Origin of the sequence: Streptomyces sp. NPDC051214, assembly GCF_040682375.1 — a bacterium.
Lineage (GTDB): Bacteria > Actinomycetota > Actinomycetes > Streptomycetales > Streptomycetaceae > Streptomyces.
In genome coordinates, this window is the sequence record NZ_JBFBAT010000013.1 from 131231 (window position 1) to 153865 (window position 22635).

The 22635-nt window shown below is 70.1% G+C and carries 19 protein-coding genes; 9 read left to right on the plus strand and 10 right to left on the minus strand.

Annotated features, from left to right (window positions below):
• Window positions 1–88 precede the first annotated feature (88 nt).
• Together AB0M70_RS30985 and AB0M70_RS30990 are read right to left on the minus strand one after the other, a co-directional pair.
• The gene (locus AB0M70_RS30985; RefSeq protein ID WP_365825045.1) at window positions 89–1099 is read right to left on the minus strand and encodes a bile acid:sodium symporter family protein; all 1011 of its coding nucleotides are present in this window, start codon (window positions 1097–1099) and stop codon (window positions 89–91) included.
• A gap of 5 nt (window positions 1100–1104) precedes the next feature.
• Window positions 1105–4104, minus strand: a complete 3000-nt coding sequence (locus AB0M70_RS30990; RefSeq protein ID WP_365825047.1) for a BTAD domain-containing putative transcriptional regulator — start codon at window positions 4102–4104, stop codon at window positions 1105–1107.
• Window positions 4105–4322: 218 nt separating this feature from the next.
• Here AB0M70_RS30990 and AB0M70_RS30995 point away from each other — a divergent pair, with 218 nt between their 5' ends.
• The 3 genes from AB0M70_RS30995 to AB0M70_RS31005 are packed head-to-tail and all read left to right on the plus strand — an operon-like array spanning window position 4323 to window position 9773.
• On the plus strand, window positions 4323–5174 hold the full coding sequence (locus AB0M70_RS30995; protein ID WP_365825049.1) for a hypothetical protein: 852 nt from the start codon (window positions 4323–4325) through the stop codon (window positions 5172–5174).
• A 16-nt stretch (window positions 5175–5190) separates the two neighbouring features.
• A complete protein-coding gene (locus tag AB0M70_RS31000; protein WP_365825051.1) occupies window positions 5191–7575 on the plus strand; it encodes a PQQ-binding-like beta-propeller repeat protein in 2385 nt (794 codons plus the stop codon).
• Complete coding sequence (locus AB0M70_RS31005; RefSeq protein ID WP_365825053.1) at window positions 7572–9773, plus strand: PQQ-binding-like beta-propeller repeat protein; 2202 nt, start codon at window positions 7572–7574, stop codon at window positions 9771–9773. Before AB0M70_RS31000 ends, AB0M70_RS31005 begins: the two co-directional genes overlap by 4 nt.
• 107 nt (window positions 9774–9880) lie before the next feature.
• On the opposite strand, the gene AB0M70_RS31010 is transcribed toward AB0M70_RS31005, so the two are convergent.
• Entirely contained in the window at window positions 9881–11356 is a 1476-nt protein-coding gene (locus AB0M70_RS31010) for an FG-GAP and VCBS repeat-containing protein (RefSeq protein WP_365825055.1), read from the minus strand.
• A gap of 58 nt (window positions 11357–11414) precedes the next feature.
• Complete coding sequence (locus AB0M70_RS31015) at window positions 11415–12854, minus strand: FG-GAP and VCBS repeat-containing protein (RefSeq protein ID WP_365825057.1); 1440 nt, start codon at window positions 12852–12854, stop codon at window positions 11415–11417.
• Window positions 12855–13046: 192 nt separating this feature from the next.
• Here AB0M70_RS31015 and AB0M70_RS31020 point away from each other — a divergent pair, with 192 nt between their 5' ends.
• Together AB0M70_RS31020 and AB0M70_RS31025 are read left to right on the plus strand one after the other, a co-directional pair.
• Window positions 13047–13730, plus strand: coding sequence for a class I SAM-dependent methyltransferase (locus AB0M70_RS31020; RefSeq protein WP_365825059.1), 684 nt, complete (start codon window positions 13047–13049; stop codon window positions 13728–13730).
• A gap of 111 nt (window positions 13731–13841) precedes the next feature.
• Window positions 13842–14675 (plus strand): PIG-L family deacetylase, encoded by an 834-nt coding sequence (locus AB0M70_RS31025; protein ID WP_365825061.1) that lies wholly within the window; start codon window positions 13842–13844, stop codon window positions 14673–14675.
• 169 nt (window positions 14676–14844) lie between these two features.
• On the opposite strand, the gene fabV is transcribed toward AB0M70_RS31025, so the two are convergent.
• The gene (fabV, locus tag AB0M70_RS31030; protein ID WP_365825063.1) at window positions 14845–16053 is read right to left on the minus strand and encodes an enoyl-[acyl-carrier-protein] reductase FabV; all 1209 of its coding nucleotides are present in this window, start codon (window positions 16051–16053) and stop codon (window positions 14845–14847) included.
• A 221-nt stretch (window positions 16054–16274) separates the two neighbouring features.
• Here fabV and AB0M70_RS31035 point away from each other — a divergent pair, with 221 nt between their 5' ends.
• Entirely contained in the window at window positions 16275–16757 is a 483-nt protein-coding gene (locus AB0M70_RS31035; RefSeq protein ID WP_365825065.1) for a hypothetical protein, read from the plus strand.
• Window positions 16758–16763: 6 nt separating this feature from the next.
• Here the strand turns inward: AB0M70_RS31035 and AB0M70_RS31040 are convergent, their stop codons facing one another.
• Together AB0M70_RS31040 and AB0M70_RS31045 are read right to left on the minus strand one after the other, a co-directional pair.
• On the minus strand, window positions 16764–17567 hold the full coding sequence (locus tag AB0M70_RS31040) for an SDR family oxidoreductase (RefSeq protein WP_365825067.1): 804 nt from the start codon (window positions 17565–17567) through the stop codon (window positions 16764–16766).
• 164 nt (window positions 17568–17731) lie between these two features.
• On the minus strand, window positions 17732–17863 hold the full coding sequence (locus AB0M70_RS31045) for a hypothetical protein (RefSeq protein WP_365825069.1): 132 nt from the start codon (window positions 17861–17863) through the stop codon (window positions 17732–17734).
• A 175-nt stretch (window positions 17864–18038) separates the two neighbouring features.
• Between AB0M70_RS31045 and AB0M70_RS31050 the strand changes: the two genes are divergently transcribed.
• The gene (locus tag AB0M70_RS31050; protein ID WP_365825071.1) at window positions 18039–18653 is read left to right on the plus strand and encodes a GrpB family protein; all 615 of its coding nucleotides are present in this window, start codon (window positions 18039–18041) and stop codon (window positions 18651–18653) included.
• Between the two features lie 109 nt (window positions 18654–18762).
• Here the strand turns inward: AB0M70_RS31050 and AB0M70_RS31055 are convergent, their stop codons facing one another.
• Window positions 18763–18972, minus strand: coding sequence for a DUF6243 family protein (locus tag AB0M70_RS31055; protein ID WP_365825073.1), 210 nt, complete (start codon window positions 18970–18972; stop codon window positions 18763–18765).
• Between the two features lie 330 nt (window positions 18973–19302).
• Entirely contained in the window at window positions 19303–19878 is a 576-nt protein-coding gene (locus AB0M70_RS31060; RefSeq protein ID WP_365825075.1) for a CGNR zinc finger domain-containing protein, read from the minus strand.
• A 114-nt stretch (window positions 19879–19992) separates the two neighbouring features.
• Between AB0M70_RS31060 and AB0M70_RS31065 the strand changes: the two genes are divergently transcribed.
• Window positions 19993–21168, plus strand: a complete 1176-nt coding sequence (locus AB0M70_RS31065) for an epoxide hydrolase family protein (RefSeq protein ID WP_365825077.1) — start codon at window positions 19993–19995, stop codon at window positions 21166–21168.
• Between the two features lie 127 nt (window positions 21169–21295).
• On the opposite strand, the gene AB0M70_RS31070 is transcribed toward AB0M70_RS31065, so the two are convergent.
• Window positions 21296–21523, minus strand: a complete 228-nt coding sequence (locus tag AB0M70_RS31070; RefSeq protein ID WP_365825079.1) for a hypothetical protein — start codon at window positions 21521–21523, stop codon at window positions 21296–21298.
• A 280-nt stretch (window positions 21524–21803) separates the two neighbouring features.
• Between AB0M70_RS31070 and AB0M70_RS31075 the strand changes: the two genes are divergently transcribed.
• Complete coding sequence (locus AB0M70_RS31075) at window positions 21804–22541, plus strand: D-Ala-D-Ala carboxypeptidase family metallohydrolase (RefSeq protein ID WP_365825081.1); 738 nt, start codon at window positions 21804–21806, stop codon at window positions 22539–22541.
• The last annotated feature ends 94 nt before the right edge of the window (window positions 22542–22635 follow it).

A 22635-nucleotide genomic window follows, 5' to 3' on the forward strand; every position in this document is an offset into this window, starting at 1 on the left:
CAGTTGATATCGCGTCTGAGGTCATTCGGGCAGACTAAGGCGTGTTGCGGAAGTTGGCAGCCGGGCAGGCGAGACGGAGTTGTCGTTACTACGGGCCGACCGGTTTTTGCGGCGTCGGGGGCGCGGCGGAGGCGTGGGGGGCGCCTTTCGGAGCCATGCGGCGCAGGAGGAAACCGGTGGCCAGGGCCATGGCGAACATCAGCACCGCGTACACCGCCGAGGGGATCGCCATGCGGGTGCTGTCCAGGAGCGAGGGGCTCAGGGCGATCGCCATCGACAGCGTGGTGTTGTGCATGCCGATCTCGAAGCAGGTGGCAACGGACTGCCGGTGATCGCCGCGGACCAGCCGGGTCGCACCGTAGCCGACGCTCAGGGAGATGACGCCGAAGAGGAAGGTCACCAGGCCGACGTCGGCGAGGTAGCCCAGCACGTTCTTCCGCTCGGCGGCTAGCGCCGCGATGATGATCCCGACGAGCGCGGCCACCGCCGTCACCTTCACCACCTTGGTGGAGCGCTCGGCGAAATCCGGTCGGCGGTGTCGCACCAGCATCCCGGCCGCCACCGGCACCAGGACGACCAGGAACACCTGCAGCGTTTTGTCGAAACGCAGACCCAGCGCCTCGTCCGTGCCGCTCATGAAGTGGTTCAGGGACAGATTCACCACGATCGGCAGCGTCACGACCGCGATCACCGAGTTGATGGCGGTCAGCGTCACGTTCAGGGCGACGTCACCGCCGAAGAGGTGGCTGAAGATGTTGGCCATCGTGCCGCCGGGCGAGGCCGCGAGCAGCATCATGCCGACCGCCAGCGCCGGGCCCAGATCGAAGGCCAACACCAAACCCAGGCAAGTGGCGGGCAGCAGCACGAGCTGGCAGAACAGCGCGCAGGCCACCGGCCGTGGAAACGCCGCGATCCTACGGAAGTCAGCGACGGCCAGGCCGAGTCCGAGACCAAACATGATCACGGCGAGGACGACGGGAAGCAGATAAGTGGTCAACGGTGAGTCCACCACAACAGACTCCGGGACGCCGCCCGAAAAGTACACGCTCCCGCCGCACAACACCCGGGGAAAGGCCCCATGGCCGCCCCACAGGGCCATTGGCGCTACATCGCGCCGGCCAGGGACCGCGCGAGGTGGAACTGCCGCTCGGCCTCGGCCGGGTGGCCCGCTGCCGCGTAGGTGTGTCCGAGGCGGCGGCGGACCTCCATCTCCAGGGGTCTGCTGGTGTGTTCGGTGAGCGTGGCCAGTGCTTCTTGCTGGAGCGCGATGCCCAACGGCAGGTCTCCGTGGCCGTGTTCGGCGGCGCCGAGCAGGGACAGGCTTGTCGCGCGCAGTTGCAGGTCGCCGACCTCCTGGGCCAGGTCCGCCGCACGCCGCGCAAGGTCCTTGACCTCGGTGTGCCGGCCGAGTGCCAGGTGGGCCTCGGCGGTGAAGCACAGGGTCTTGCTGATCATTCTGGGGCGGCCGATCTTCTCGGCGAAGGTGAGGGAGGTGGCGTAGTACGTGAGCGCTTCCTCATGGCGTCCCTGCTGGTCGTGGAGTGCACCGAGGTTGCAGCTCGACATCCCTGCCAGCCAGTCGTCGTCGAGCCGGGCCGCCTGCCCCATGACCTCGCTCAGGTGGGCGGCCGCCTCCGGGAAGCGGCCCAGCGCGCGCTCCGCGGCGCCCATGACGGCGGTCGCCCGAGCCTGTTCGCGCAGGTCACCCCGGTGGCTGGCGAGGCGCAGCGCATCGGTGCACCAGGCGTGCGCCTGCTCGAAGCGCCCCTGGTAGATGTCCGCGATGGCCAGGCAGTTTCGCAGGGATGAGGGCATCCGCCGGTCGTCGGCCAGGTCGGCGCCGGGCAGCGCGAGCTCCAGGGCGGAGCGGCACTCGTGGAAGCGGCCCTGGCGGACCAGCGGATCCACCAGGGACTCGGCGATCCAGCAGGCGTGGTCGAGCTGCCCGGTGGCCGCCGCGAAGGCGACCACGTCGAGCAGTTGGCCGCCCGCGGCCTCCAGCCATGCGTCGGCTTCCCGCCAGTCCGAGAAGGGCGCGTGGGAGACATCGGGGCCGGTCGGGTAGCCCTCCGGTCCCCAGTCGCTGGCGATGCGTCCGGCGGCCGTATAGAGGTGCAGCACGGCGGTGCGGTCCGCGGCAGCCTCTTCGGGTGCGGCGGCTGCGAGACGGCGCGTGTGGTCGCGTACGAGATCGTGCAGCCGGTAGCGGCTGGGCCGCGGCTGGTGCAACAGGCTCGCGTCGACCAGGCGCTCCAGGAGGTCCTCGGTGTCCTGGAGCGAGCGGCCCAGCATGACGGCGGGGGTGAATCCGTCGAACTCGGCTGTGGGGGCCTGGCTCAACGCGCGGAAGGCGCGGCGCAGTTCGGGGGCGAGCAGGTCGTAGGACATCCGGAAGGCGGTTTCGACGCTGCGGTCCTCCGCCTTGAGCTCGCCCAGGCGGCGTTGGTCGTCGGACATGCGGCCGACCAGGTGGGCCAGGGTCCAGGTCGGGCGGTTCTGCAGCCGGGCACCGGCGATCCGCAGCGCCAGCGGGAGTCCGCCGCAGCGGTGGGCGAGTTCCTGCGCGGCCTGCGGTTCCTGTCCGGCGCGCCCCTCGCCGAGCAGGCGCGTCAGCAGGGTGACCGCTTCGCCCGTGTCCAGCGGCTCCACGGTGAGGCGCTGTTCGGCATCGAGGCCGGGCAGGCGCCGGCGGCCGGCCACAAGGACCCGGCTGCCCGGCCCCGCGGGCAGCAACGGGCGCACCTGTTCCGCGCTGCCGGCGTCGTCCACGACCACGAGCAGCCGCAAGGAGCTGGTGGCCGCCCGCCAGGCGGTGACCAACTCGCTCAGCCCGTCGGGGAGTTCGTCGTCGGCGCCGTTGACGGCGCGGAGCAGCTGGTGCAGTGCGCGCTGCGGACGCAGGCTCTCGTGGGGGGCGCCGTGCGTGTGCAGGTCCACGAATAGGCAGCCGTCGGGGTACTGGTCCTGCAGCGTCCAGGCGGCGCGGACCAGCAGTGCGGTCTTGCCGACGCCTGCCGTGCCGTCCACGACGGCCACGGACACCGAGCCAGCCGGCACCGGCGCGGTGAGCAGGGCGAGTTCCGGCTCCCGCCCGACGAGACAGGCGGTGTCACCAGGAAGTTCGTTGCGGCGGGGTCGGGGCGTGGGCGCAGGCAAGGGCGAGGACGGGGAACGCTCGGGTACCGGTGGAGTTGCGGCTGCCGAGGGCGGCGATTGCGGGGAGGATGTGGCGCGGGGCGACGAGACCCGGCCGAGCAGCAGCGGATCATCCCGGCGCAGCACGCCCTGGTGTACGCGGCGCAGTTCCTCGCCCGGCTCCACGCCGAGTTCGTCGCGCAGCCGGGTGCGGGTTTCCCGGTAGACGGCGAGTGCTTCGGCCTGTCGGCCGCTGCCGTACAACGCGCGCATGCGCAGCGCGGCGAGCGGTTCGTCGTACGGCTGCGCCATCGGCGCGGCCAGCAACTCGTCCAGGGCCTCCGCATTACGGCCCAGGAGCACCAGGCACTCCACTCGCTCCTGGTGCAGGGCGCGCCGCTGCCGGGCAAGACGCTGCCGCTCGGCGTCGGCGAGCGGGCCGGGCAGGCCGGCCAACGGCTCCCCGCGGAACAGGTGCAGCGCCCGGGTACAGCCGTCGAGGGCGGCGGTGAGGTCGCCCTCGGCTCTCGCCCCGCGTACGGCTGCGGCTTGTCGGTTCAACTCACCGATGTCCGTGCGGGCCTCGCCGGGTACGAAGCGGTATCCGCCGCGCTCACCGCGGATCACGGATGCGGTGGGGCCGGTGCCGGGCGCGTCCAGGGCCTTGCGCAGGGGGTAGACGTAACTGGGCAGGACCCGGCGGCCTGTGCCCGGTGGTTCAAGTCCCCATACGTCGTCCAGGAGTTGTTGGTGGGTGACGAGCGTCTTCTCGCGCAGGATGAGTGCGGCCAGCACCGCCTGCCGTCGTACGGGTCCCAGGTCGAGCGGCACCTCGCCGCGGTGGGCGCCGACCGGGCCGAGCAGGGCGAGGCGCAGCCGGTCGGCCGTGGCCTCCGCGCCGTTCGTGCCGGCGCCTGCCGTCCCGTCCCCGCCTGCCGTGTCCGCTGTGCCTGTTGTGTTCCTGTCCACTTCGCACTCCCCCGTGCATGGCGCCCTTCACCGCAGCTCCCCGTTTTCCCCTGCGGCAGCCCAATCCTCTGCTTCAGCAGAATTTCATCGGCATTGCAGTGTCTCGCGAGAGGGTTCGGCGCGTCGTGTCCGGTCCCGGTCGATCCGTTCCGGCCTCTCCCCTGGGACGGGTTCCTGCCTGCCCCAGGGGCATGAACCGTAGGAAAGCGAGCCGTTCAGTGAGTGAGAACCCGCAGGTGGACCCCCGGCAGGGCTTCGGCGAAAGCCCCCAGGGGCCCGGGCAGACGCCGCCCCCGATGCCCCACCAGGCGCCGCCGCCCGTCCCGCCGCAGGCGCCGGGCGCGCCCTCGGCCTGGTCGCAGCCGGTTCCGCCGGGCGGCCCTGGAGGTCCCGGAGGCTCGGGCCCGCGCGGCGGCCTCTCTCGCGTCTGGCTGATCGGTGGCGCCGCGGCGCTCGCCGTGGCCGTGGTCATCGGGGTGGTCGTCGCCACATCTGGGGACGACAAGAAGGACACGGCGTCGGGCAAGCCCTCGGGCGTGCCGGGAGGTGTCGCCAAGCCGAAGGAGCCGTCGGGGGGCAAGGCGTTCACCAAGGTGCCCAAGGGGTGCGAGCTGATCAAGGCGTCGACCATCGAGAAGATCGCGCCCGGGGGCAAGTGCACGCCGGGCCTGATGGACGAGAAGGATTTGCCCTCGATGATCACCAGGATGCCGGAGTGGCAGCCGGACGACTACGGCGTCTACCAGAGCCTGGGTGTCAGCCTTACCGTCGGCGCGAGCGTCAAGGGCCAGTACGACATGAAGAAGAAGACCGCGCTCAGCGACCTCAAGGGCGTGCGCAAGGTGGAGGGTTCGCGGTCGGTGAGCGGGCTCGGCGAAGAGGCTGTCGTCGTCAACACCGTCGATGCCCACGACGGGACGCTGGCCCAGGCAGAGGTGCTCGTCCTGGAAGGTAATGCCGCGCTCAGCGTGGACTTCGTCTACAGCCGGGACTCCACCGACACCACGCAGAAGCAGGCCGAGGATGCCGCCATCACCGCCGCCCGTGATGTGCTCGGCTCGCTGAGCTGACCGCCGCGGCGACGACGTGCCCACACACCCCCACCAGGGCAGCGACCCGAGAGTCGCACAGCCCGCACAGCCCGCACAGCCCGCACAGGCTGAACAGTCCGCACAGGTCGAACAGCCCGCGCACACCACCGTGCCCCGGCCTCCGGCCACGCCGACCCGGCCGGTCACCGGCCTCCCGCATCCGGCCGCCCAGGTCCCTCGCCAGCTGCACCCCGCCCGGATCGGCCCCTACGAGGTCTTCCAACTCCTCGGCGAGGGCGGCATGGGCCGGGTGTTCCTGGCCCGATCGCCGGGCTCGCGGCTGGTCGCCCTGAAGGTCATCAGGCCCGAGTACGCCGAGGCGCCCGACTTCCGCGGTCGTTTCCGGCGCGAGGCCGAATCCGCTCGCCGCGTGAGCGGCTTCTTCACCCCGCCGGTGCTCGACGCGGACGCCGACGCACCGCAGCCCTGGCTGGCCACGGCCTACGTGCCCGCGCCGTCGCTGCACGACGCCGTGCGCGGCTTCGGCGTGCTCTCCGAGGCCGGTCTGCGAGCCCTGGGCACCGGCCTAGCGGAGGCGCTGCTTGCCATTCATGCCGCCGGCATCGTCCACCGTGACCTCAAGCCCGGCAACGTACTGATCGCCGAGGACGGGCCCCGGGTCATCGACTTCGGCATCAGCAGAGCGGTGGACGCCACCCAGGTGACACGGACCGGCGCCGTGATGGGGACGCCGGGGTTCATGGCACCCGAGCAGATCATGTCGAGCCGCGAGGCCGGGCCGGCGGCCGACATCTTCTCCCTGGGCTGCGTGCTGGTCTTCGCGGCCACCGGGCAGGGCCCCTTCGGTCCCGGAGGGGCGACCGAGGTCCTCTACCGGGTCGTCCATCACCAGCCCCAACTGGACGGCCTGCCCACGGCCTTGAGGCCGCTGGTCGGTGCCTGCCTGGACAAGGACCCCGCCCGCAGGCCGAGCGCCGCTTCGGTGCTGGCCGAGCTGGGGAGCGCCGATCCTGCCGCGCTCCTGACGCAGGGCCTGCGGCAGGACCTGGCGCGGCGGGAAGCACACGCAGCCGTGCTGGTGTCCGCGCCGCCCGTACCCCTGACGTCCCTCACGCCGCCCGACGCCCCCTTCGCCACCAACTCCCGAAGGCCCAGTCGCCGCAGGTTCCTGTGGATCGCCGCGGCCGGCACCACCGTCGCGGCGGGCGGAGGGGCCGCTGCGCTGGCCGGGTGGCGCTCCCAGCCCGGCACCACCCCGGCCCGCGCCGACGCGGGCACCACCGGCCGACCCCGGCCCAAGGTCCCGGCCGGCCCGAAGCCAAGGTGGTCGGTCCCGCTGAAGAAGCTGTCGAGCGGACAACTCCACCTGCACGGCGATATGGTGGTGCACTGGGAGCAGAGACGCGCGACCGCGTATGACATCACCACGGGCAAGGAGCGCTGGGCGGGGTCGCTGCGCCAGCCCGCCGGCGTCTCGGGGGACCCGAAGTGGATGGGCGTGCGCGGGCCGACGCTGTTCGCCTCGGCCTGGAGCGGCGAGCGCGGCTACCTCTTCGGCGTCGACGCCACAGGCAAGCAGAAGTTCACCCACACCGTCACCGAGCAGGGCGACGGCGCCCAGTCCGCCGACTTCGTCGAGAGCGTCCTGTCCGTCGCCGGTTCGGTGGCGGTCGTGGGCACCAGTGGTCACGAGGGGTACGGGGTGTGCGCGGTCGATGTCGGCTCGGGCGAGGTGCTGTGGTCGCGCAAGGTCAAGGGCAGCGATTTCCAGGCGTACGCAGAAGGCAGCCGCTGCTTCCTCCAGGACAACGGCACGCTCCGTGGCCTTGACCTGCGCTCGGGCACCGAGCGGTGGAAGGTGCGCGACGTCATCAAACCCGGCGCCTATCCCCACCTGTCCACCGACGGCAAGACCCTGCTCGTCACCAGCACCAAGGTGCAGGCCTTTGGCGCCGCCGACGGCGAGAAGCTGTGGACGGCCGTCAACGAGACCACCACCATCAGCGCAGCCAAGGTCCGTGGCAAGCGGGCCTACCTCTACGACGGCCAAGGCACCGTGTTCGCCCTGGACATGCGCAGCGGTGAGCAGGTGTGGCACACCGCGAGCCCGGTGCACCTGACGACCACCGGCGGCGCACAGGACCAGGGGCCCGCCGTCTCCTCATCCGTGCTGGCCATCGCCACCTGGGCCACCGGCGACGTCCCGGGGTTCATCGTCCTTGGCGCCTCCGACGGCAAACCGCTGTGGGCGCACCAGCCCTCAGGCGGCAAGACCGGTGAAAAACCCGGTGACAAAGCCGGCGAAGAGGCCGGGGGCAAGACCGAAGGCAAGAGCAACTGGCTGCTGCAGATCTCCGGCAGCACGCTCTTCGCCGCATCCGAGACCACCCTCCACGCCTTCCGGAGCGACGCGCCATGACCATGCCGCCCACACCTCCCATACCGCCCTCCGCACCGGTGCCGTCGCGGCCGACGCCACCCCCGCAAGCAGCCTCCCCCGCCCCCGCCACGTACATCGGCCCCTACCGGGTGATCCGAGAGCTCGGCGCGGGCGGCATGGGACGCGTCCACCTCGCCGCGTCGCGCAGCGGCCGTGCGGTGGCCGTCAAGGTCGTACGTCCCGAACTGGCCGCCGACCCCGATTTCCGCCGCCGCTTCAAGACCGAGGTCGACGCCGCCCGCGCGGTGTCCGGCGCCTTCACCGCACCGGTCATCGACGCCGACCCCGAGGGGCCGCAACCGTGGCTGGCCACCGCGTACATCCCCGGCCCCTCGCTCACCGACGCCCTGGACGCCCATGGCCCCATGCCGGAGCCCACCCTGCGGGTCCTCGGCGGCGGCCTGGCCGAGGCGCTGGCCGCCATCCACCGCGCCGGGCTCATCCACCGCGATCTCAAGCCGTCCAACATCCTGCTCACCCGGGACGGCCCCCGGGTCATCGACTTCGGCATCAGCCGGGCCGTCGACGGAACGGTGCTCACCGCCGAGGGGCAGGTCGCCGGCTCGCCCGGCTTCATGTCGCCCGAACAATCGCGAGGGGGCCAACTCACGCCCGCGAGCGATGTGTTCGCCTTCGGCTCCGTGCTCGCCTACGCCGCCACCGGCATTCCGCCCTTCGGTACCGGCGCGGCCCACGCGCTGCTCTACCGGGCCGCCTACGAAGAACCGCAGCTGAACGGCGTGCCCCGCACCCTGCTCGGCATCGTCACCGCGTGCCTCGACAAAGCCCCCGCCCGCCGCCCCACCGTCGAGCAACTCCAGGCCTGGCTGCGCCCGGAAACCACCGCCGGCTGGCTCGGCGCGGTCGAGGCGCAGGTGACCGAGGACCAGCGCATGCTGCAGGGCGCACTGCGCGCCCCGCTGCTCGGCCGCCGCCGGCTGCTGACCGGGGGCGCCGTACTCGCCGTGACCGCGGCGGCGGGCGGCACCGCCTGGTTCCTTCGCGCCGGCGACGAGAACGGCGAGGGCGCGGTCAGGGCCCCCGCACTCGAGTGGACCAAGGAGCTCCCTCAGCCCGGCATGTCGCTGCGCGCGGTGACCCGCTCCACGCTGCTGTGCACCGAGAAGGCCACCGGTGCCTGTTTCGACCGGAGCACCGGCAAGCCCCTGTGGAAGGATCTCGGCGGCCAGAACACCGACGCCCTCCCGGACGACAAGCGCGTCTACACCGTGCGTACGGACGGCAAGGTGCACGCGTTCGACGGCCGCTCCGGCAAGAAGCTGTGGGACGCACCCCCGGCCGGGGACGACACGGCCAAGCTGGACTTCTGCGACGGCGAGTTGCTGATGACCACCAGCGGCGGGCGCTTCCGGGCCCTGGAGGCGTCCAGCGGTGAGGTGCGGTGGACCTCACGTGACGTGAAGGACATCAGCATGATCATCGGCGCCACTCCGGCGGGCGCGCTGCTGGCCTGGGGCGGCGCGTCGAAAATCAATCCGGCCGCGATGCTCCGGGGCTACACCGCCCTCGACCGCACGACGGGTGAGCGGGTGTGGACGAAGGACCTCGTCACGCTCTACCCGCCGGACAAGAGCAAGGTGCTCTACGGGATCGACGCCGACATGAAGCTGCTGGCCCTGGACCCCGACGACGGCCGGACGCTCTGGAGCAAAGCCACCGAACTCCCGCCGACCAACAGCGAGATCCTCGGCTTCTCCGGATCCCTGAGTCTGCTCGGAGGCACCCTGTTCTGCTACCCGAGCACCGGCTTCAGCGGCTCGACCCGTGGCCTGCTCACCGCCTTCGACCCGACGTCGGGCAAGACCCTGTGGTCGGTACAGACCGCCGCCCGCGGCAACCGCGGCTACGCGCGCGCCGGGGCGACCGTCTGCTACCTGGACAAGAAGGTCCTGCACGGCCTCGACGCCAAGACCGGCGCCGAACGCTGGACCGCGGGAGCGGGCCTGGGCGACCTCGACCTGCTGGGTGCCTTGCGCGGCCTCTTCGTCGCCGCGGGCACCAAGGGTCTGTACGCCTTCCACGCCGACACCGGCGAGCGCATCTGGCACCACCGGGCAACCGGCAGCTCCGGCTCCTGGTCCGCCCAAGCCATCGGCGACAACCTGTACGCCACGTGGTCCGGGAAACTCTTCCGCTTCTCGGTGCCCGCGGCGTAGAGCAATCGCAGTCGGCCTCCCGCAGCGCCACCCGCAGAGGTGGCCTCGCACGCAACGGGGCGGAGCGCCGCCCGTATCAGCAGCGCGCCGCCCGTCTCACCACGGTCTCAACGCCCGAGTAGGTGCCCGTAGTACAGCGCCCCCCGCAGCCCGAACAGCCGTGGTGTCAGTGCCTTGGAGCCGGCCCCCGCGCCGTTGGGCAGGGTCCAGACGCCGCCCGTGCTGAGGTTCTCGTCGTACTGCGCGCTGTTCTCGTTGTAGACGCCGACCGTGACATCGCCGTCCCCGTCGCCGTCGTAGTCCCCGACCGCGAGCGCCGAGCCGAACTCGTCGTTGACCTCCGCCGCCCCCGGGACGCCGGCGGAATCCTGGTGCCAGGCCGTCGACTTCGCGGTGCCCGAGGCGTCGAGCAGACCGTCCGGACCCGAGGTCAGCACGGTCGCCGAACCGGCCCGGTCCGCCGTCCCGATGGCCTCGGCGGGCGTGCCCGCCACCAGGTCGTCCCGGCCGTCCCCGTTGAGATCGCCCGCGGCCAGATCGATGCCGAAGTTGTCCGCGTCCTCCGCCGTGCCCGCGACGCCCGGAGTGTCCTGGCTCACGGTGTGGTTGCGGGCGCCGAAGCCCTCGGCGCCCCCGCCTCCGTAGAACACCCGCACCTTGCCGCCCTTGGCGAGCTCGTCGGGGCCGCAGGCTCCGGTGGGCCGGTCGGCCTCGGCGGTGATCAGGCAGTGCCCGAGCGCCAGGTCGTCCACACCGTCGCCGTCGAAGTCGCCCGCGGCGATGCCGTAGCCGGTGGCCGGCGACTTCCAGTACTCCTGGAGCGCCGAGCCGTTCCAGCGCCACAGCGCGGTGCGCGAGTAGTCGTTGGAGTACGCGGAGATCGCCAGGTCGGTCTTGCCGTTCCCGTCGAAGTCCCCGGCCGCCAGCGTGCCGGATGTGCCCCCGAAGCCGGTGCGGAGCAAGGACGTCAGCGGCTTGTCCTCGGTGAGCGGACCCGGCCGCAGCGCGACCTCGCCGAATTCCCCGTGGGGCAGACCCACCGCGACGTCCACGGCACCGTCCTGGGTGAAGTCACCCACGGCGAGCGAGGCCCCGGCGCCGCCGCCCGCCGAACCCTGCGCGATCGTCCGGCCGCGCTCGAAGGCCCCGCCGGAGGAGCCGTACAGGACGACCACCGAGCCGTGGCCCGTCACCGCCGGGTCGCTGCCGACGTCCTCACCCGACACCCCGACGACGACGTCGGTGAGGCCGTCGCCGTCCACGTCGGCCGTCTCGACGGCACTGCCGAAGCGGTCGTTCTTCTCGCTGGTCCCGGGGACGCCCGGGCTGTCCTGGCTGACGGAGGCGGTGGACGTGCCGGCCCCGCTCGTTCCGCCGAAGAGCACGTGCAGGTAGCCGGCGGACTTCTGACCGTCGATGTCCCCTCGAGAGACGCCGACCACGGAGTCCGCGTACCCGTCACCGTTGAAGTCGGGCCCCTGGACGGCCGCCGCGGGCGCCGCGCCCGCCGTGGGGGCGAGCCCCGCCGACACGAGGACGGTGGCGGCGCCGAGCAGGGCAGCCGAGAGTCTCTTACTGCGCACAGGTACTCCACATCGCGAGGTGAGAAGGTCAGTTCACGTGCTACGACGGCAAGCGGACCTACTGCCCAAGCACCTCGCCGTACTTGATCGCGCCGTGGGGCAGCGCGAAGCCGAACGGGGTCAGCGACTTGCCCACCGGGTACGTCTCCTCGGTGCTGCTCGGCGCGAACCAGACACCACCCGACCTGGGCTCACCGGCGTTCTCCCCGGGCGCGCTGACCGCGGTGTCCCACAGTCCGTCACGGTTGTAGTCACCGACGGCCACCTGGGCGCCGAAGCGGTCGCCGGCCTCGGCCGTGCCAGGCATGTTCACGGTGCTCTGGCTGCGGGCCAGACCCCCGTGGAGGCCGTGCTCCGTGCCGTTCATGGTGACGTATCCGCCCGCGTCCTTCACGGTGCCCACGTCCTCGCCGGGCACGCCGACCACCAGCTCCGGACGGCTGTCGCCGTTGAGGTCGCCTGCGGACAGCGCGGCGCCGAAGTCGTCGCCCTCCTCGGCGGTGCCGCCGACCTCGGGGTTGTCCTGCGTGATGCACTCGTTCTCGGTGCCGAACTCCGCGGTCTTGGAGCCCTTGAGCAGGAGCACCGCACCGCCGAGCCGGTTCTCGCAATGCGTGGTCTCCGTCTCGGGGTTGGGCTGTACGAGGCCGACCGCCAGGTCGTCCGTGCCGTCCCGGTCGAAGTCGGCGGCCGCCAGCGCGCTGCCCCGGTCGGCGTCGGCCCACCACTGGGCCGGCTCGGCCTGCTCGTTCCAGCGCGTGATGAAGGTGCCGGAGTCCTCCATGGCCTTCCAGGTGGTGGCGAGGTCGTCCCGGCCGTCACCGTCGAAGTCACCGGTGGCCAGGTCGAGGGTGCGGCCGCCCATGCTGTAGGTGCGCAAGGTGGTGTGGGTCACCGGGTCGGCGGTGAGCGGGCCCGGCCTGAACCGGAGCGAACCGCGCTCCTCGCCACCGCTGTTGTACGCGAGGTCGGTGTCACCGTCGCCGTCGTAGTCGCCCGTGGCGATGGTGTCGCCGATACTGCTCCACTCGGACGTGCCCCTGGCCACGGTGGTGCCCTTGATGTTGAACTCCGAGTTGTCGAGCACGGTGATGGTGCCCTCGTCCTGGAACTGCTCGGAGGTGAGGGACTCGCCGCTCGCGCCGACGACGAGCTCGAACACGCCGTCGCCGTTCACGTCGACGGGTGCCACGGAGGAGCCGAAGCGGTCGCCCGCCTCGGGCGTGCCGGGTATGCCGGCCTCGGCCTGGCTGATGACGCCGGTGGACTGGCTCGGGCTCTGCGGCCCGCCGTAGATCACGCTGACGTAGCCGGCCTTGGCCTTGCCGTCCACCGTGGCGTCGGGCATGCCGACCGCGATGTCCGCGTATCCGTCACCGTTGAAGTCGAACCGCGGCGTCGTCGTGTCCGCCACGGCGCTCCCGGCGAGCGGCAGGGTCAGACCGGTGGCGGTGAGCGCCGCCACGACGGCGGTGGCGGCCAGGGTACGTACACGCACGGTGGAACTCCGTTGGTCAAAGGGGAAATGCGGGGGAAGGGCTTGCGGGAGTGTGACTCACGAGGCGTACGAAGGGTTGTGCGAAGGTTGCGACGCGGTGAACACGCCGTGCTGCAGGGCGAGTTCCACCGCAAGGCGCGCCCGAGTCATGCGGCGGGGCAGGCTTCAGGACGGCCGCCCTACTCTTGGCTGATGCACGCACGCCATATCGACCGCCCCGCCGATCTCGACGTCGTCCGGGAGTCCTATGACCAGGTGGCCGACAACTACGCGCACATGGTGGCAACGACAGGCATGGGCGACATCCGCCGCCACCCCTGGCTCAAGGCATCGATCGACGCCTTCGCCGACACCGTCGGCGATCTCAGGCCCGTCCTGGACGTCGGCTGCGGTCCCGGCACGGTGACCGGTTACCTCGCCGAGCGCGGACTCGACGTCTCCGGGGTGGACCTCTCCCCTCGCATGATCGAAAACGCGCGCCGGCTGTATCCGCACTGCCGCTTCAGCGTCGCCTCCGCCACCGAGCTCGACCTCGACGAGGCATCCCTGGGCGGTGTACTCGGATGGTGGTCTCTGTTCAATCTCCCCCGTGCGGTCCTCCCGCAGGTCCTGGCCCTGTTCGCACGCGCCCTGAAGCCGGGCGGACACTTCATCACCGCCACCCACGTCGGCGACCAGGATGCGGTGCGCACGGAGGCCTACGGAGGGGTGCCCGTTCGCTGGACCACACACCAGTGGCGTCCGGAACAGCTCATCGACCTGATCGTCCAGGCCGGGCTGCGGCCCGTCGCCGAACTTCGCCTTCCCGCGGACGAGGAGACCGGGCCGGGCGTAGTCGTCATGGCCACACGTCCCATGGCCACACGTTCCGCCTGAGGTGGAGGTCGAGGTGATTAGCCGCGCCGGGAACATCCAGTCCGGTCGGCACGGTTGCATCGACTACGCATTCCTATAAATCAGTACGTATTTCTACCGAAGGACTCCTTCATGACTGACCGGCCCCTGACGCTCATGGCAGTACACGCCCACCCCGACGACGAGGCCACCGGAACCGGAGGAATCCTCGCCCGGTACGCGGCAGAGGGCATCAGGACGGTCCTCGTGACCTGTACCGACGGCGGTTGCGGTGATGGACCGGGAGGTGTCAAGCCGGGCGATCCCGGGCACGACCCGGCGGCCGTCGCCCGGATGCGCCGCAAGGAGCTCGAGGAGAGCTGTGACGTCCTGAAGATCAGCGATCTGGAGATGCTGGACTACGCCGACTCCGGGATGGTGGGCTGGCCGAGCAACGACGCCCCCGGATCCTTCTGGCAGACCGCCGTGGAGGAAGGGGCGGCCCGGCTCGCGGAACTCATGCGGCACTACCGTCCCGACGTGGTCGTCACCTATGACGAGAACGGCTTCTACGGCCACCCCGACCACATCCAGGCGCACCGCATCACGATGGCGGCGCTGGAGATGATCACGCTGACGCCGAAGGTGTACTGGACGACGATGCCCCGCTCGGCGATGCAGCGGTTCGGGGAGACCCTGCGCGAGCTCGGCGAGGACATGCCCGAGCCCGACCCCGCCGAGGCCGCCGCGATGGCCGAGATCGGCCTCCCCGACGATGAGATCACCACGTGGGTGGACACCACCGCGTTCAGCGGTCAGAAGTTCGATGCGCTGGCGGCGCACGCCAGTCAGGGCGAGAACATCTTCTTCCTCAAGATGGGCAAGGAGAAGTTCGGCGAGCTGATGGGCATGGAGACCTTCGTCCGCGTCAAGGACACCACCGGCGCCGCCGTTCCCGAGAACGATCTCTTCGCCGGCCTGCGCTGACCCGCCTGGCCGCCAGGCCCCGATGTCCCACGCGTCCAGCCTCTTGGCGGTGGTAGATGTCGACCACCGACACCGTGGTCGACATCTACCACTCCCCCGCCAGGGCCGACCACGGTCGGTGGGCAGTGGTAGCAGCTACCACCACCCCGGCCACTCCACGGTTCCACGGTCAGTGGATGACCGTGGGCCAGGGTGCGTCGGTTTCGACGGCGGCGGTGTAGTCGATGCCAGGGACGGAGAAGCCGTAGAGGCGGCGGACCTCGTCGCTGAACCAGTCGAGGTCGGCTAGCGCGGTGATGGTGTCGCTGGTGGCGGCGCTCCAGCGTGCTGCGACTTCACGCTGCACGGCGGGGTCGAGCTCCCAGGTGTCCAGGCGGACCCGGCCCTCGTCATCCAGGTCGAGGGGGCGGGTCCCGGTCAACTGGTCCCACAGCTCCACCAGTTGACCGATCGGCGCCACCATGGCCTCCCCCAGGACCCCCCGCAGCAGGCCGACGTACAGGGCAATGCCGGGGATGGCGGTCGAGGACTGAGTGACCGCAGCGGCATTGACCGAGGTCACGGCCCGGCCGCCAAGCGTCTTGCCGAGGCGCTCGTCCAACGTACGTGCGGTGGCCTCCAGATGGGACTTCGCGGCGCCGATGGTGCCCTGCCGGTAGATCGCCGCGGTGAGGGGCGAGCCGATGTAGGACAGGGCGGCGGTGGTGAAGCCGTCGGCGAGCAGGGACCGGCCGGCCAGGAAGGTGATCCACCGTTCCCAGTCGGCGCCGCCCATCACCGCCACGGTCTGTTCGACGTCGTCGCCCTCGGCCGGTGCGGTGCTGACCTCATTCACCTCCGGGACGCCGTTTTCGTCGAAGACGAGGGTCTTGGTGGTGTGCGGCGAACCGATCGGCTTGAGGACAGAGGCGTAGGTGTCGCCGGTGTCGGGGTCGGTGCGGCGAGGCGCGGCCACCGAGTAGATCAGGAAGTCGAGCCGTCCCCCGAACCGCTCCGCGAGGAGGTCAGCCACCTGCTCCTTCACCGCGTCGCTGAACGCGTCGCCGTTGACGAAGACCATGTCCCGCCCGTGCTCTTGGGCCAGCCGGGCGGTCGCGGCGGTGCGATACCAGCCCGCGGTGCCGGTGCGCCGCCCGGGTGCCTTCTCCAGGCATACGCCGATGCCACGGATTCCGACGTGGGCCAGGCCCGCGACCGTGGCCGCCAGGCCGTACCCGGCGGACGAGCCGATGACCAGGGCCACCGGCCCTTCGTCCCCGGCGGGGGCCGGGGCGGGGACGGCCTGCCACATCTCGTCCACCAGTTGCCGGCAGCCGCCAGGGTGGGAATCGAGGAACAGGAAGCCCCGGCTCTTGGGCGCGATGACGCGTTCGCTCACGGTGTGGTCCCCCAGGTCTCGTCACGGACAAGGTCGCGGCTGCCACCTGGCCGCCGCGTCCTGCAAGTCTGGGGCCGTGCTGCGGAGCACGGTGATCTTGACCGGCACAACGATGCCCGGCCGAGCTTGGAGGGTTCCACCAGCTCTGCCAGGAACCGCCGGCTCTGTCCTCGAAGAAAATGCACTGCCCTGTCGGAGTGGTGCCTCCGTAAGATCACGTCATGACTGCAGATGCCCCGCTCACCCGCGAGTCGTTCCGGCGCGTCCATCCGATCAGCATGCCCCGGCCGGTGACCCAGTTGCCGGATCGGGTCTGGACTGACGAGGAATGGGACCGGATCCGGCGCGGATACCGAGCCCAGGACATGGATCAGAAGTGGAACATCTTCGCTGAGGACAACGTCCTTTTCATGCACCGGAGTTGGACCGGTCACAGGGTCTATGAAGCGACCTTTGCCCCCACGACCGGGGGAAGGCGCATCGCCTCCGCTGTCGTGGAGGCCGACCGGGAGCGCTACCGGAGCAAGAGCGACGCGTACGACTGTCTGATGCTGGAGCTGATCATCAGCGCGATCATCCTTGGCGAGCCGGCTGCCGATCTCCGGTCCGCTCTGGTGGAGTTGGCTGCCCGGGCTTCAGGCAAGGCCGATATTTCCTCGGGTGTGGTGCAGCACAGTGTTCTTGGGTTGCGCTCTGGTTCATAGGAGCCACTACGCGAGGCCGCCGTTGCTCATCAGCAGCTGGCCGTTGATCCATTCGCCTTCCCGTGAGCACAGGAAGTCCACCAGGTGTGCGGTGTCCTGCGGGGTGCCCAGGCGGCCGAGCGGGGCGCTGCGCACGCAGTGCTCCCGCACTTCCTCGGGCATCCACCCGGTGTCGATCGGCCCTGGATTGACCGCGTTGGCCGTCACACCGAGGTGGGCGAGTTCGTGGGCGGCGGCCAGCGTGATGCGGTCCAGGGCGCCCTTGCTCGCCCCGTAGGGAAGGTTGCCGACGGTGTGATCGCTGGTGAGGCTGATGATCCGGCCGGTTCCCCGTTCTGCGGCGAAGCGGCGCCCGAACTCGCGGATGAGCAGCCAGGGGGCACGCGCGTTGACGGCGAAGTGCCGGTCGAAACTCTCGACGCTGGTGTCGAGCAACCCGGAGTCGACGGACTCGCAGTGACTCATCACCAGCGCGGTGACCTTGCCCATCCGCTGCTCGACCTCGTCGAAGACGCGTGCCGGGGTGTCCGGGTCGGCGAGATCCGCCTCGATCGCGGTGGTGGACGCGCCATGCTCGGCCAGGGTTTGCCTGATCTCCTCGGTCGCTCCTGGCTCGCTGCCCCAACTCATGCGGGCGTCATACGGAGTCCAGTAGGTAAAGGCGATGTCCCAGCCCGACGCGGCCAGCCGACGGGCGATACCCGCACCGATACCGACGGTGCGGCCCACCCCGGTGATCAGAGCGAGCGGGCGGTCCGCCGCAGCGTCCTGTCCGTAGCCAGGGTGGTCATGATCGATGTTCGTCGTCACGGTCCGGAATGCTTCACGAACGACACCGCAGCGTCAATCGCTTTCTTACGGCCTCGCCTCCCTCCTCATCGCACACGTCGAAGCCGCGCTGCGGGCTGGCCACGAGGACTTGCTCGCCGCCCGCCTGAGGCTGGGGCCCCCGTTCACCGTTTACCGTCCACCGTTCACGGCTGGAAGTACTCCGACATCAACTGGCTGACCCATTCCGGCTGCTTGACGTCCACCGGGCGAAACTCCGCCATCGTCGGCTTCAGATCAATGACCGGGGTGCCGGAGACCGCATCGAGCCCAACCACCTTAAGGTCGCGTCCCGTTACCGTTTCGATGGCCCACCACTGCTTGCAGAGGCTTGCGAGCGCCCTCGAGCCCCCTCAGGCGTCTTCCGGGGCGTTTACGATGCATCAGCTCAGGCCCGGATCCATTCAGCACACCAGCGCCACGTACCCCTTGGCCTCTAGGACGGGAGCCCCCATGTCCGAGCAGACCCCGCGCGCCTCCATGTCCGCCGAGGAGATCGAAGCAGTCCACCTCGACTCCCCGCCCAAGCTCAACGGCCAGGTCACCCTGCGCGACTACGACCCCCGCTGGCCTCTGGTCTTCGAACGAGAGGCCGCGCGGATACGTGAACGTCTCAGCCAGCCCGAGCACCGGATCGAGCACGTCGGCTCCACTTCCGTGCCGGGCCTGCCCGCCAAGCCGGTCATCGACATGCTCTTGATCGTCCCGGATTCCTCCGCTGACGCCTCGTATGTGCCTGCCCTGGAGGCTCTCGGTTTCGAGCTCGTCATCCGCGAGCCCGATTGGTACGAGCACCGGGTCTTGCGCAAGTACGACCTCGATCCGAGTGCTGCCACGGCCAACCTGCACGTCCTGTCGGCGGGCTGCCCTGAGGCCGACCGCATGCTGCTCTTTCGTGATCACCTGCGCAAGCACAGCGGCGACCGCACGCTGTACGCCGACACCAAGCGCTCCCTGTCCCAGCAGAAGTGGGAGTACGTGCAGAACTACGCGGACGCCAAGTCCGAGGTGGTCGCCGGCATCCTGGAACGGGCGACAGCCGAGAGCGCCACAGATGCAGGCGCATAAGCCTTTCCCGTAGCACCGCGCTGCGCGGAAGCAGAAGCGGCAGGGCCCGGACCGCGCGTCGCGGTCCGGGCCCTGCCCCCGTGCTGTGCCGCCCTGCGGCGGCGGTGCGTCAGCTCTGTGCGGTCTCGTCGTCCGTCTGACCGGCGCCCTCGGCAGCCTGGGTCTTCTCACGCATCTTGCGCACCAGCTCCGCCTTCTGGTCGGCGGCACCCTTGCGGTCGAGGTTGCGGTGCGGACCGTTGTTCTGCCGTTCGGCGCGGGACAGCTTCTTGCGCTTGCCGCCGCCCATGCCCACGGGGTTATTGATGTTCTTGCTCACGGGTTCTCCCGGGTGATGTGAAGTGATCTACGGAGATTCATCGGTGGGGGACGGGCGCGGCGACGTCGAGGGACGTCAGCAGGGGCCCATCACGCTCTCACTCGTAAATCGGCGTCTGGAAGAACATGACCTAGACGTTACCCGGTTCCGGCGGCCCCGCACACCAATTTTTTGCGCCGCCCAGCGTCGGCCGGGCCTTCTGCGAGCACCTGCGGCCGGTTCCCGGAGGGCTTCGGGTTGATCGACGACGCGTCCTGAGCATTCCAGCGGTCAGTGGCGGCCGCGATCAGGGCTCAGGCAGCAGCCCACGTGGAAGTGGGGAGCCATCAATCACTCCGTCGGCTTGGCGCTCTTGCGCTCCTTCGCATTGAAGCGCGCCTTCTTCTGGCGATTCCCGCACGTGTTCATGTCACACCATCTGCGGGTGCGGCTCTGACTGGTGTCGAAGAAGGCGGCCTGGCAGGTCGGTGATGCACACAGGGCCAGTTTCCCGTCTCGTTCGCCCGCGATGATGCTGATCGCGTCGGCGGCGATCACGCTGAGGGCGTCCTCCACGCGTGAAGCCGAGCTGAGCTGCCATCGCCGCTTGCCCTCGGACGTCAAGATGGCCGCGGCCCGCCCCTGAGCGCTGCAGTCGTTGATGACCTGGACGGCGGATGCGGGCAGAGGGTCCTGGAGCGCGGCGGCTGTCGCGACGGCGTGAATCGACTCCCTCAGTTTCTTGGCGAGTTCGAGCTGGGCTGTGGTGCAGGAGTTCACCGCAAGGCCGCTCACTGCCAGCCAGTCGACGAGTCGGTGTGGTGTGGGAATCCGCTCCACGGCGTCGCCACGACGCTCGGTCAGAGTCGCGGTGAAGCTCGTCGCCAGGACCCTACCGAGGCGGAAATCAGGGAACTCGGCGCGCATGGAACCACCTTAGCAGGTTGCGCGCAAACCTTACGGACTGCTAGAACCGTCTAAGCCGGTTCATACGCCGGTTCACTCCAGATGTCACCGGATCCGCCACGTCCAGGAGGTCTCATGAACCGTCCGACCAGCGAAGTGCAGGCGTTTGAGGCCCACGCGGCGGACGCCGACCTCGACGATCTGCGCGCGCGACTAGGCGCGGCACGACTGCCGGAGACCGAGACGGTCCATCACGCCGCGCCCGGCCCTCGCCGATGGGCGCAGGGCGTTCCTCTCGCCGACCTCGTCGACGTCGTGAACTACTGGCGCACCGGGTACGACTGGCGGTCGTTCGAAGCGCGCCTCCACCAGATCGGACAGTTCCGCACGACCATTGACGACGTGGGAATTCACTTCCTGCACCGCCGATCCGCGCGCCCGGACGCCACTCCTCTGGTCATGACCCACGGGTGGCCGGGCAGCATTGCCGAGTTCATCGACGTGGTGGACGAGCTGGCAGATCCGAAGGACGCGGAGGCGCCGGCATTCCACGTCGTGGCCCCGTCGTTGCCGGGCTTCGGCTACAGCGACAAGCCGGCCACCTCCGGGTGGGGCATCGAGGAGATCGCGGCCGCGTGGGTGGAACTGATGGGAAGGCTCGGCTACAGCAAGTTTCTGGCCCATGGCGGCGACTGGGGAGGTGTGATCACCACGGTTCTCGGCGGCAGGTTCCCGGCGCATGTTCTCGGCATCCACACCACGACCCCGCAGGCACCGCCCGGGTTGTCGACGGACATGCTGACGGCGGCCGAACGCACATGGACCGAGGAAACCCGCGCTTTCTGGGGCGGCCCCCGCGCGGCGTACGCGAAGCAGCAGGCGGCCCGGCCGCAGACCATCGGCTACTCGCTCGTCGACTCACCGGTCGGGCTTCTCGCCTGGATCCTCGACAAGTTCGCCGAGTGGACGGATACCGAGGACAGCCCGTTCGAGACGATCTCCATGGATCGCCTTCTCGATGACGTCACCTTGTACTGGCTGACGCGGACAGGAGCGTCGGCGGCCCGTATCTACTACGAAAGCCATGACTCGCTCGACCCCGAACTTCGGGTCGACGTTCCGTCAGCAATCAGCGTGTATCCCCGCGACATCGAGAAGTGCCCGCGCCCCTGGGCACAGGAGCGGTTCCGGCGGATCGTCCGGTGGAGGTCGCCCGAAACCGGCGGGCATTTCCCGTCGCTGGAGGTCCCCGAGTTCTTCGTCAAGGATCTGCAAGAGGGACTCGCAGCAGTGCTGGCCGCAGGTCGGTGAACGCAGCCGGGTGACGGCGCGCCGTTGCCCGCCAAAGGCCCTCGCCCCTGTCATTCGCCGGGCTCCGACGAGCCTTCCGATTCGCGAAGAGTCCTCCCGATTCGGCCTCCTGATTCCACCCCCCGATTCACAGACGGCGTGGCGGACTATTGCGGATGGCCGAGCGGCGAGCCCACAGTGCGCAGGCCAGCAGCACCAGGCCGGCGAAACAGTAGGCCCATGCGTTGGTGCTGCCCCGGGCCGCGCCGACGGCCCAGGCGATCGACCAGATCGAGAGGAGGACACACAAGGCGGTCCAGGCGAGCGTCCACATCTGGTTGCGCGCCGCGAGACGCTGCGACGTACCTCGTTCCATTTCGCCCATGTCAGGCGATCCACGATGCTCATCATGAGTCGTCATACGTTGCCGGATGCCCCCGAAAACCCGCGTGAATCGCCCATGCGCCACGCGTGAGTTCGGCGTGGGTTGCGCCCCGTCCCCTCTCCCCCACCCGCGGCGCGGCAGAAGCGTCGGCACCGCCAATGGGCCGACAAATGACGGACGTTGACGTCCCGTTGACGTGCGCCGTCCATCCCGCCACGCTCGGAAGGCACGTGCGTACCTTCCCTCCTCCGCCCCCCCATGGAGTGGCCTGATGACCAGACGCACCACACGACTCATTCTCTCGCTTGTCATGCTCATTGCCGCAACTTTGGGCGGTGTTGTCGCTGCCACCGGAACTGCTCAGGCCGACGGCTGCTACACGTGGTCGCGCTCCTTGTCCCAAGGGGCCTCGGGTGCCGACGTGACGCAGTTGCAGATCCGGGTGGCGGGTCATGCCGGCAACGGCGGCGTGCTCGCCATCGACGGCGCCTACGGACCGGCGACGACCGCCGCGGTCAAACGCTTCCAGTCGGCTTACGGACTGGCCGCGGACGGGGTCGCCGGTCCGGCGACATTCAGCAAGATCTACGCCCTCCAGGACAACGACTGCACGCCGATCCACTTCACTTACGCCGAACTCAACACCTGCAACTCCACCTGGGCGGGCGGAGCGGTGAGCGCGAGCACCGCGAAGTCGAACGCGCTGCGCACCATGTGGAAACTCGAGGCACTGCGGCACGCGCTGGGCGACCAGCCCATTCGCGTGACCAGCGGCTTCCGCTCACATGCCTGCAACGACGCGGTCGGCGGAGCAGCCGGCAGCCGCCATCTGTACGGTGATGCGGCCGACCTCGGCTCGGGCCCGCACACGTTGTGCCGACTCGCCCAGCAGGCCCGCAACCATGGCTTCAACGGGATTCTCGGCCCCGGCTATCCGGGCCACGGCGACCACACTCACCTCGATCACCGCCCCAGCCGCTTCTGGTCGGCGTCGAGCTGCGGCATCTGAACCCCCCGGTGGGCGCACCCGGCCTACGGGGGTGCGCCTGCCGGTCAACTCGCAGCATTCTCCCCATGGTTCACCGGCCGCGACGCGAATCCGA

Excerpts from the sequence above, each read along its gene's own strand:
- AB0M70_RS31035 (WP_365825065.1), top strand. The coding sequence starts at position 16,275 with ATGACTGCAGATGCCCCGCTCACCCGCGAGTCGTTCCGGCGCGTCCAT.
- AB0M70_RS31060 (WP_365825075.1), bottom strand. The coding sequence starts at position 19,878 with ATGCGCGCCGAGTTCCCTGATTTCCGCCTCGGTAGGGTCCTGGCGACG.
- AB0M70_RS31020 (WP_365825059.1), top strand. The coding sequence starts at position 13,047 with ATGCACGCACGCCATATCGACCGCCCCGCCGATCTCGACGTCGTCCGG.
- AB0M70_RS31065 (WP_365825077.1), top strand. The coding sequence starts at position 19,993 with ATGAACCGTCCGACCAGCGAAGTGCAGGCGTTTGAGGCCCACGCGGCG.
- AB0M70_RS31075 (WP_365825081.1), top strand. The coding sequence starts at position 21,804 with ATGACCAGACGCACCACACGACTCATTCTCTCGCTTGTCATGCTCATT.
- AB0M70_RS31005 (WP_365825053.1), top strand. The coding sequence starts at position 7,572 with ATGACCATGCCGCCCACACCTCCCATACCGCCCTCCGCACCGGTGCCG.
- AB0M70_RS30985 (WP_365825045.1), bottom strand. The coding sequence starts at position 1,099 with ATGGCCCTGTGGGGCGGCCATGGGGCCTTTCCCCGGGTGTTGTGCGGC.
- AB0M70_RS31070 (WP_365825079.1), bottom strand. The coding sequence starts at position 21,523 with ATGGAACGAGGTACGTCGCAGCGTCTCGCGGCGCGCAACCAGATGTGG.
- AB0M70_RS31050 (WP_365825071.1), top strand. The coding sequence starts at position 18,039 with ATGTCCGAGCAGACCCCGCGCGCCTCCATGTCCGCCGAGGAGATCGAA.
- AB0M70_RS31025 (WP_365825061.1), top strand. The coding sequence starts at position 13,842 with ATGACTGACCGGCCCCTGACGCTCATGGCAGTACACGCCCACCCCGAC.